This window comes from Exiguobacterium sp. KRL4 (assembly GCF_001870785.1).
Classification (GTDB): domain Bacteria; phylum Bacillota; class Bacilli; order Exiguobacteriales; family Exiguobacteriaceae; genus Exiguobacterium_A.
Map to the genome: position 1 here is coordinate 20,962 of NZ_MOLV01000017.1, position 9,416 is coordinate 30,377.

General features: G+C 44.5%; 13 protein-coding genes. 4 read left to right on the forward strand and 9 right to left on the reverse strand.

From position 1 onward, the window contains the following. Positions 1-67: 67 nt before the first annotated feature. Complete coding sequence (locus BLD48_RS11250; protein ID WP_026828569.1) at positions 68-664, reverse strand: hypothetical protein; 597 nt, start codon at positions 662-664, stop codon at positions 68-70. A gap of 231 nt (positions 665-895) precedes the next feature. Between BLD48_RS11250 and BLD48_RS11255 the strand changes: the two genes are divergently transcribed. Then, complete coding sequence (locus tag BLD48_RS11255; RefSeq protein WP_026828570.1) at positions 896-1,117, forward strand: hypothetical protein; 222 nt, start codon at positions 896-898, stop codon at positions 1,115-1,117. 188 nt (positions 1,118-1,305) lie between these two features. On the opposite strand, the gene BLD48_RS11260 is transcribed toward BLD48_RS11255, so the two are convergent. The 4 genes from BLD48_RS11260 to BLD48_RS11275 all read right to left on the reverse strand — a co-directional run bounded on the left by BLD48_RS11260 (position 1,306) and on the right by BLD48_RS11275 (position 4,301). After that, positions 1,306-1,665: a cupin domain-containing protein gene (locus BLD48_RS11260; protein ID WP_071500292.1), complete on the reverse strand. Its 360-nt coding sequence runs from the start codon at positions 1,663-1,665 to the stop codon at positions 1,306-1,308. Positions 1,666-1,736: 71 nt separating this feature from the next. After that, entirely contained in the window at positions 1,737-2,708 is a 972-nt protein-coding gene (locus BLD48_RS11265; RefSeq protein WP_071500293.1) for a LacI family DNA-binding transcriptional regulator, read from the reverse strand. Continuing rightward, positions 2,692-3,585 (reverse strand): Cof-type HAD-IIB family hydrolase, encoded by an 894-nt coding sequence (locus BLD48_RS11270; RefSeq protein ID WP_071500294.1) that lies wholly within the window; start codon positions 3,583-3,585, stop codon positions 2,692-2,694. The genes BLD48_RS11265 and BLD48_RS11270 overlap by 17 nt, the downstream gene beginning before the upstream one ends. A 200-nt stretch (positions 3,586-3,785) precedes the next feature. After that, on the reverse strand, positions 3,786-4,301 hold the full coding sequence (locus tag BLD48_RS11275) for a hypothetical protein (RefSeq protein ID WP_071500295.1): 516 nt from the start codon (positions 4,299-4,301) through the stop codon (positions 3,786-3,788). Positions 4,302-4,484: 183 nt separating this feature from the next. Between BLD48_RS11275 and BLD48_RS11280 the strand changes: the two genes are divergently transcribed. Then, positions 4,485-4,838, forward strand: coding sequence for a hypothetical protein (locus BLD48_RS11280; RefSeq protein ID WP_071500296.1), 354 nt, complete (start codon positions 4,485-4,487; stop codon positions 4,836-4,838). 250 nt (positions 4,839-5,088) lie between these two features. Here BLD48_RS11280 and BLD48_RS11285 read toward each other — a convergent pair whose 3' ends face one another. The 4 genes from BLD48_RS11285 to BLD48_RS11300 all read right to left on the reverse strand — a co-directional run bounded on the left by BLD48_RS11285 (position 5,089) and on the right by BLD48_RS11300 (position 7,814). Further along, on the reverse strand, positions 5,089-5,262 hold the full coding sequence (locus BLD48_RS11285) for a hypothetical protein (RefSeq protein WP_161487719.1): 174 nt from the start codon (positions 5,260-5,262) through the stop codon (positions 5,089-5,091). A 53-nt stretch (positions 5,263-5,315) separates the two neighbouring features. Beyond that, entirely contained in the window at positions 5,316-5,582 is a 267-nt protein-coding gene (locus tag BLD48_RS11290; protein WP_071500298.1) for a hypothetical protein, read from the reverse strand. A gap of 321 nt (positions 5,583-5,903) precedes the next feature. Next, the gene (locus BLD48_RS11295; RefSeq protein WP_071500299.1) at positions 5,904-6,854 is read right to left on the reverse strand and encodes an SMI1/KNR4 family protein; all 951 of its coding nucleotides are present in this window, start codon (positions 6,852-6,854) and stop codon (positions 5,904-5,906) included. 15 nt (positions 6,855-6,869) lie between these two features. Further along, positions 6,870-7,814, reverse strand: a complete 945-nt coding sequence (locus tag BLD48_RS11300) for an SMI1/KNR4 family protein (RefSeq protein WP_071500300.1) — start codon at positions 7,812-7,814, stop codon at positions 6,870-6,872. A gap of 170 nt (positions 7,815-7,984) precedes the next feature. Between BLD48_RS11300 and BLD48_RS11305 the strand changes: the two genes are divergently transcribed. Next, positions 7,985-8,890, forward strand: a complete 906-nt coding sequence (locus tag BLD48_RS11305; RefSeq protein ID WP_071500301.1) for an EamA family transporter — start codon at positions 7,985-7,987, stop codon at positions 8,888-8,890. A 13-nt stretch (positions 8,891-8,903) separates the two neighbouring features. Next, complete coding sequence (locus BLD48_RS11310; RefSeq protein WP_071500302.1) at positions 8,904-9,368, forward strand: hypothetical protein; 465 nt, start codon at positions 8,904-8,906, stop codon at positions 9,366-9,368. Positions 9,369-9,416 lie beyond the last annotated feature (48 nt).

Genomic DNA, 9,416 nt, shown 5'->3' on the forward strand with positions numbered 1-9,416 from the left:
GTTCTCCTTACTGAGACACAGCTTTTTTATTCTCTAAAGTGCAAATGATGCAGAAGACGAAATTTATTTAAATGTCTTTTTCTTGATCCTCTGTATGTAATATCTCATCTTCTATTATTTCATCGTTGATTTGCGTAACGACCATCTGGTCCGGCAAACTGGCGATCATGCCAGCAAGAGAAGCATACTGCGTATCCCGGCTGAGGATACAAAATCCTAACCCGTCATAATCAGTGGTGATGTAGGTCTTTGAAGCATTAAAATCAAATACAGCGATGGATCGTCTTCTTTTGACTCCCCATTCTAAGAAATCTCCCCATTCAAACGTTAAAGAATCTGAATGACTGATGCAGTAGAATACATTTTCAGATGCGAGCCAGTACGTTTTGTTTAATACAAGCCGCAAGTCAGCAATATTTTGGATTTTTGCCGTAATACAAGAATAATAGTTGTACCGTTTATACCCGTAAGATTTCAAATTGCCGCCACAGTCGTCAACCGTATAGTCAATCTGATGTTGTTGAAAAAAGGTCGTAAAGTCTTCAGACAGTTCATACTCGTCGACAAAATGCACATACAACGGGAAGACCGCTTGATGTGTTAAGAATGCCATTAAAAATTCTCGACCTTCTTCGACGTGTCCTTCTCCGCTTAAACGATGCACAACAGGTAAACCTCCATCAAACCGATGGGGATGCACTAAATCTTCTATGAACTTTGTGGTAACAGGTTCTTCTATAATCAGGACTTCTGTCATTTTATGCTCCTTACCGGAAAATAATGTTGTGCTACCTATAAAGAATAACGGAACATGTCTAAGGTTTCCATTTTTTCTAATATAAAGTCTATTCTTTGATATACTACATTATAGATTCACCTTGAAAGGATGAGCTTGATGTGGAAAGCACTATTATTCTTTTCTGTATGGATCGGCATTACCATTCCGATTCTTCTGTCTATCGTGTTCACGATCTTTAAACCGCTTGTTTTAGCAGATGATACCGGTATCAGTATGATTGTCATCGCAGCTATCGTTTCAGTATGTAATATTTATATCGCAACACGTATTTGGAATCGAATCGAAGAGAAAATGTACAAACGAAAGACTTTCATGTGAAAAACGCAGATCCTCCTGTTCACGGAAGAACAGAGCATCTGCGTTTTTTCGTTCACACCTGAAAGCAGGCTATCTATATCAAATCTGGCAAGACAAAGAAATCCTCTTCACAATTATTGCACCGAATGAATAAGCTGTAACGGCAGCTTAATTAGGATATTTTTTTAGTTTCTCATATGTATTAACACTTAAACTTTTTCCAAAGATATTAATGATGAAGTGGTCAGCTCTTCGCTTTCTATAACGATTGCAGTCAATCCCGTATCTGTTTTGGTTTCATGCCATTCATCTTTATCCCAGAACACTGCTTCCCCACTATGAACTTTGATGTATTCATCCGTTTCACCTCTGACCCAGCCTTCTCCGCTTACAACTAAAAGAAGTTGAGGAACAACAGCTGGATGATAACCAATTAACCCATCCTCATCTAAATGCACACATCCTATATGTGCTACTTTGTCTGTCTGTGTAATACGTGACATCACAAAATCTGAGTCGAACTTTGTAATTTTCTTACCCACTTCTTTTTTAAATTGATAGATTTCCATATAATCCTCTCCTGACCAACCGCTTTGCGAAGATAAACCGCTACGTTTACAAGCTTTACAACTTTCAAGTATCATGTCGTTTCACGCACAATCAGCTCGAGTGGAATCGGCTGACAGATGGGAAGCTCTTTTCCCGCAGCCAATCGATCGAGCAGTTGGACTGCTTCTTTCCCGAGACGTTCAATCGGTTGAGCAACGGTCGTCATCCCCATCGCTTCAGCAATCGGATGATTGTCAAAACCGGTCACAGCAAGCATCTCCGGAATGTTAATCCCTCCTTGTTTCGCCTGATGAATGATGCCGGCAGCAACGTAATCATTCCCGACGATGATGGCAGTTGGTCTGTCCGTCAGTTTCAGCAAGCGTTTCATCACGTCCTGTCCATCCACAAAGGAATAGTTCTCCTCAAAATACCAGTCCGGCGAAACGGATATATCGTGTTCTTGAACGAACGCATCGAAGGTGTTGCGACGAATTAGTCCAACACCGCTCGCCGGATTTCCGAGACACAGTCCAAGAGAAGTATGTCCCCGTTCCATTAAATGAGACAACACTGCTAAGACTCCACTTTGATGATCAACAGCGACCTGCGCGAGACTTTCTTCCCGCTGTTCGCAGATTACGACCGGACCATCGCGTCGGACACGCTCGAGCACGTCAGGCGGACTGACCGACGAGCCGATGATCAGTCCGTCGATTTGTTTACGCCGCAGTTGTGTAAACGACAGCTGTTCCTGTTGCCTGTCATTAAACGTTTGATGGATCAGCATCGAAATGTTCTGTTCGGCACAGGCGATGCCGATCCCTTCAATCAATTGACTGAAAAACGGATGGTTGATTTGCGGGACCATCACACCGATGACATTTGTCTTTCCGCGGGATAAATGAACCGCATTTTGATTCGGTCGGTAATCCAGTTGCTTCATTGCCCGTAAGACGGCCTCCCGTTTCTCAGCAATGACATACGGCTGATTGTTCAACACACGGGAGACCGTCGAGCGGGAAACGCCGGCTGCCTTTGCGATTTCAGTAATATTTGCCATCCTGTACTCCTTTATGTCCGACTTGAATCGAACAAAACGTTTCTAACGCCATGGCAACTCCATCGTCATCATGATGTCCTGTCTCTTCCGTCGCCTGTCGTTTAACGGCTGCTTCCGCGCTCCCCATCGCAATACTTTTCCCGGCAACCCGAAACATCGGCAGGTCATTGTGATTATCACCAATCGCTATGGTTGCCGACAGTGGAATCCGCAACCGTTCAGCAAACTGTTGCAACGCCATGCCTTTATCGCTTCCAATAGCCGTCACCTCAAGATTAAATAGGCCGGAGCTTGTAACGGTACAGTTTCGTGACGATACGTCGTTTTCGATCCGCTCCAGTACGGCTGTTGTTGGACTGACAATCATGAACTTCATGACTTTCGCTAAATCGACGTCTGAGAAATCCGTTACTTCCCGAACGCCGTATTGTGTCAATTGAGGATGCACGGAAGCAAGAAACAACTCCGCTTGAAACGACGGATTGCTTCTTCGTTCCTCTTTGATTTGTTTCTTCAACTGATCCGTCGCATCAAACGTCATCAGAATTTCGTCTTCTAAGTAAATATGAAGATAAACGTTCTGCTTCAGCAAACAGTTCAAGATGGCTTCACTCTCATTAGAAGGAACATAAGCATTTTTCCGTATTGGTGTTCCTTCGCATTCTGCCCGGAGTTCTGCTCCGTTTGAACCAATAATCGGGCAATCCAACTGGTGGAGCCGTAACAGGTGCGCCGCGTCAAACGCCGCTCGCCCTGTCACAATCACGACGATGTCTCCGTTTTTCTGACATCGCTTGACGGCTGAGACATTTCGTTCTGAAATAACATGGTTTGAGTCTAACAAGGTACCGTCCAAATCAATGGCCAATAAGTGCATGGTGTTCCTCCTCGCGGGATGATGTAGTATTTTTTTTCAGTATAGATTCTGAAACGCATCCCAGAGCAACCTCCTATTACGGCCAATCGACCTCAATCCGTATTTTCCAAGAAAGTCGACACACATGGGTGAAGTTCCATAATATATCCCGTCACTATTCCTGCTTTCTTGGATGTTCTTAAGTTTCGTATGATATTCTATCAAAAACCTTCTTCGTTCACTTCCGTACAGACGATTCGCCGACTAATCCAGACAATCAATACACTGGCGACTAAGACGCTGCTACCAAACATAATAAATGTGTTCACGTTGAAGAACTGACTGTTCATATACGAAGAAAAGCCACTCGTGATACTATCGATGTACATTTCATCACTTGTACGTCCAGACGAAATCACTTGCTCTTTGACAAATTCCTTGTAATTAGAATAACTTTGTAACTGATAAAGGTAACCAAAGCATAGATCGAGAACAGCGCCTACACCTAGAAGTGACAAACCTCTTGGGCGGATTCGAAGTTGAATTAATAATCGAACACATACATAAACCGAGAACGGAAACAGGATTACTAATGCTAATATTGAAACAACCCCAAGATTTCCATTTCCACTAATCTGTTTCGGCATCGTTTGCATCAAGTTTCCGAATATGAACAAGAGTCCGCAAATGACGAGTAATTGAACAAAAGGTACGAGAAAATTAACTTGTTTTTTCATTTCTTTTCCTCTTTCTCTCGATTTCAGGTGCATACATCCTAATAATAAGAATGACTTATTTAAGGATTTAATCTTACTCTAATTTACCACTATATGGTTTTAAAATTAATCAAATGTTAAAATGATGGAAATGTATTTTGGTCGCAAAATCAATACATGTTTTCAGAACAGGAGTCGAGACAAGTGATTGATCATAAAAAACAAATTGAAGTCCTGCTGTACAGAAATCCATTACAGTTCGCCTGCGAAACACTTGGTGTCCCGAATATGCGAAATCATTCCTACGCAGACGTTTTTACTGTCAGTCGAGCGGAAGTCTTGGCTTATACAGCGGTAAACGGCATACCTGAACAATCTTCGACCGAATCCAATCGCTTGCTGGACGGATTTCATTATTATGAAGAACGCGGTACGTGGTACACGTTTTTTCGGGAACGTGGCATGACGTTTGATCAAAAGAACTTCAGCGACGAAACGATCGCCAAAGAATACATTGTATCGATGCTGCTGAAGCTGACCATGACCGGATTATATTAAATCCATAGAAGGAAGGGATTACTTTGACTACACTCGTACTTCCTATACTCACTAAAACGAAAAGACACGTGGTCAATTCGATGATTTGTATATGTATTCGTTGCTACAATCGGAATGGATGATAGGTACAGTAAAAGAAGGCTAAAAATCAATTCTTCAAGAATCTGCACTATAAAAAGGCAGCTCGATCATCTCTAATTGAGATTTTATCGGGTTGCCTTACTTGTGACGTATTATATTCGCATTGTTATTAAATCCGTTTCTTACTTCGCTCATATCCCATGACCCAGCCGTTCAAGATCATTCCGATGATTCCCCACCCTATCATGACAAGTCCGAAAAGCGTCAAAATAATCTTCAAAAATGGCACCATTTCCGTATTCGATAAAAAACGCATGAAGGCGATTCCAGTTACTGTTAACATCAGTAAAAACGGAAAATTCTTAACCAATTGACTTCACTCCTCTAAAAATCGAATTATTCCACGTTTTTTTCAGCTTCAAGTTCAGCTCGTTTTTGTGCTTCTTGTTTAAAGTCCTCATTCCACCAACCGCCAATCAAGAACGTACATCCCACAATCAATGCGATAACTGGGAAGTAGATCAAATGATATTCTTCGAGTGCCTCTCCATCGAACTTTGGTGACAGTTCGATATAGGCGCTATACATTTGAACGATTAAGAATAAGAAAAAGCTGACAATCAATGACCATATTCCGTAGCGGTAACTTGGATTCTTCCACATGTGTGTTCCTCCTAGATTGAATTATTTTAATCTGATTTCGCCATCACCGGCTGTACTTTCACTGTCACGTTCACGGACGATGTAGTCGATGTCATAGACATCCGCCGGAATGACACTGGCTTTCTCACCGTTGTATGCACTTCCTTCGATAACCGTTTCGGCTCCACCTCTTGGTACGAGTCGTAGACGACTTCTACCGGATAATCCCCCGTGTTTATTAGTTTATATCCAAAGACAAATCATCCGTCTTTGACACTTCCTTGATAGCCGGTTTCGACCGGGTCTTCGAAATGAAGATGCGCTTTAAACGTAACGCTTCGCTTACTTCCAGCCCGGTAACGGACGTGGCAACTGGTCCGCAAAAGCACGATACCCATCATATCTGTATCCTTGACGCTGTGGGTTCAGGTTTCGGGCTAAAGGATCTCCTGATTGATCTTCGTTCGCCTGAAATAAATGTTCTCTCTGGAACACTCGGATCGATGAAAAATGATATTGTTCGTACGACAGATGATCACGGACGGATTGAATCACCTTATCAAAACCTCGACCTTCGTTATAACGCATCCCTAATTTCTCCTGTTCAAACTTGCCCTCATAAATCGAAATCGTGAAATATGAATTGGTTTCCGAAACGGGATATTCGATTTCAACGCGAACCGAATCGACAAACCGGATCGAGATCGGCGGCTTAACATCTTCTTCCGGAGTCTCTTCGTCGACGAAATAATTATCCTTTTCAATGCTGAAGTCCTTGAACTCCCAAAACACGTCCCCTTGGGCAATGATCGAATACTCAAGAAACGTGCCGAAGTTTTGGCCGATTGAATCGGCCTCCTCGGTTGATAACTCATGGAACACCCAATACATATAGGGTGTATCCTCCATTTTCGCAAACTCCCGGTTAATCAACAGGTACCCTTCATTGATTTCCCCAATCACCCAGTAGTGGTCAAAGTCCTCATGAATCAACTCATATTCGATTGCCTCATTCGTCGCTTCGATTACGCGGTCCAGTGAATGCAACACAAGCCCAAGACCGTCATCTAGAATAAACAGATCTGCTCCGTCATGTAATTCAAGGAATGTTTGGTATTCGCTCGGCAATTTTTGATTGAATTCGGCTTCGAATGCCGCAAGCGACGAAGCGGTCACCGGTTCTGGGAGATTAAATTTCGCCTGACCGATTTCATTGTACTTCCGTTGAATGAACGTTGATCCATGACTGATTTTCTGCTGAAGCCCGCCGAGTACTGCTGCGATTTGATTCATATCATTCTCTCCCTGTCATGCTTTTTCCCAGCCCGGTAACGGACGCGGCAAATCATTCACAAAGGCTTGATAACCGTCATACCGCATGATTTGGGTTTGCGGATGTTCGACGCGTCTCGCGATCTGTTCACCGGATGCATCTTCGTTTTCCCAAATGGGGGCTTCTTTTTGGAACACAGTGATTTCTGTAAAATGGAACCGCGGTTCTTCCAAAGTACTTACAAGAGAACGATGCACCTGTTTCATCGTGTCGTAGTCAAATTTCCACCATAAATCAGGTTTTCCATTTTCATATGTATAAAAAGAAACAATAAAACCTCCTCGGCGGTAAATCGGATACTCAATTTCGATCCGGACCCGTTCCTCGGTTGCAATCGGTACGCCCGCCTGCACGTGCTCGGTTTCTTCTTCGACGTAGTAATCATCTTCCCGGACATCAAAGCTGTTGAATTCCCAATACATGTCGCCTTGGGCGATGATCGACCGTTCAAGAAACGTCCCGAAGTTTTGACCGATGGCGTCGGTGTCCTCGGTTGACCCTTCATGATACTTCCAGTACATGTAGGGCGTGTTTTCTGTTTTCGCATGCTCCGTATGAATCAGAAGATACCCTTCGTTCACCTCACCGATGATCCAGTAATGATCATAATCTTCATCAATCAGACCGTCTTCCTTTGCTTCAATCGTCTTGTCGATCACTTCTTCGAGCGGATGTAAGACCAGCCCCTCGTCGCCTAACATAAACAGTTTTGCTCCGTCATGCAGTTCGAGAAAAGTCTGGTATTCGCTCGGTAACGGTTGCTTGAACTCGGCTTCGAACGCTTGAAGTGTTTCCGGTTTGACCGGTTTCGGCAGATGGAACGTGGCCTGACCGATTGAATTGTAACTGCGCTGGATGAACGTCGATCCATGGCTGATTTTTTGTTTGAGTCCATCAAGGACAACTGCGATTTGATTCATAATATCCATCCTTTTGTTTCTCTATGTATGAGCCGCCCTGCCTCATCTTCCTTTAGTCTACCATTTTACCAATAATTTGGTCGATTCTTCCTTCCTATTTCTGTGGTATCCTTTTTCTAATCAAAACAATGTCTTCCGAATGACACTATGTACTCACTTGGAGGTGAACCATGCAGAAACAATCTTCGATGCTGCTGATCTTACTGGCCGCAATGCTGTGGGGAACGACCGGCACGTCACAAGCCTTTGCGCCGGAAATGGCTCATCCGATTGCGATCGGCGCAGTCCGTTTAGCGGTCGGCGGCTTTTTTTTACTCAGTCTCGTCTTACTGACCGGAAAGCTGACGCTGAAAGACTGGCCGTTGCCAACGATTTTTCTTGCTGCCGTCAGTATGGCCGCCTATCAGCCGTTGTTCTTTTCCGCGGTTCTCATGACCGGAGTCGCCGTCGGAACGGTCGTCGCGATCGGCAGTGCCCCGATTTTTTCAGGAGTGATAGAATGGCTGGTCTTAAGAAATCGACCGGGCACGATTTGGTGGCTGTCGACATTGCTTTCCATTGCCGGTTGTTTACTGTTAGTCATGAATCAAGCATCGGTCTCGGTCGATCCATTCGGAACTGTGCTCGCACTCGGTGCCGGAATGTCCTTTGCCGTCTACACGTTTGTCAGCCGGGACTTAGTGAAAACCCACCCTCCGTTATCCGTCGTCGCGGTCGTCTTTACACTCAGCGCTCTCTTATTATCGCCACTGTTATTCCTGTTTGATCTGTCATGGGTCTTCAGTCTGCGCGGTGCCGGGATCAGTCTGCACCTCGGCGTTCTCGCAACAGGTATCGCCTACTTATTGTTTGCACGAGGTCTTGCGCACGTCTCGTCTTCGACAGCCGTCACACTCTCCCTTGGTGAACCGTTGACTGCTGCTTTACTCGGCGTCTTTGTCCTTGGGGAAACGCTCAGTCTGTTATCGTGGGTCGGCATTTCGCTTTTATTTTTCGGCATCGGTTTGCTCGTCTGGTCGTCGCGTTCTTTACGTCAACCGGACATCCTGGAACTCGCCAAGGAGAAACCATCTTAAGGAGGTTTGAGTCATGCATATTACATTCGAGAAACTGACGTACCGGGAAGACTATCAAATTGCGCTTGATCACTTTATAATCGATCGGGCCAATGGCAATCGATTAACGTTTTACTTCCGCGGCCATACGGACGAAACCATGATTATCAGCGGTGATTACGCCTGCAATTATTTTGAACTGTCGTTTGAAGCAGACAGCGTCCTGCTCCGATCGTCGGATTTGCATGAACTGGATGACGGGATGGGGTTTAATACGGTTCCGCTCGTCCTGTATAAGGACTCGGCACTTCTAACCTTTGCGACGGAATGGATGGGGTTGAAGCGGGACCCGTCGCGAGACTGGACCCACTATGCCATCCGGGCATTCGAACAGGATTTTCATGTCCTGTCTCCGCGTCCGCCGCTCTTTACGGATCTCGGTCATAAGATGAGTGACTATATCGTTAAACAGACGTTTGATCCTCCGACGAATATCTGACATAAAAAAAGCCCTACCTCGCCAAAGGTGAACTGCTCCCCGTCAAGT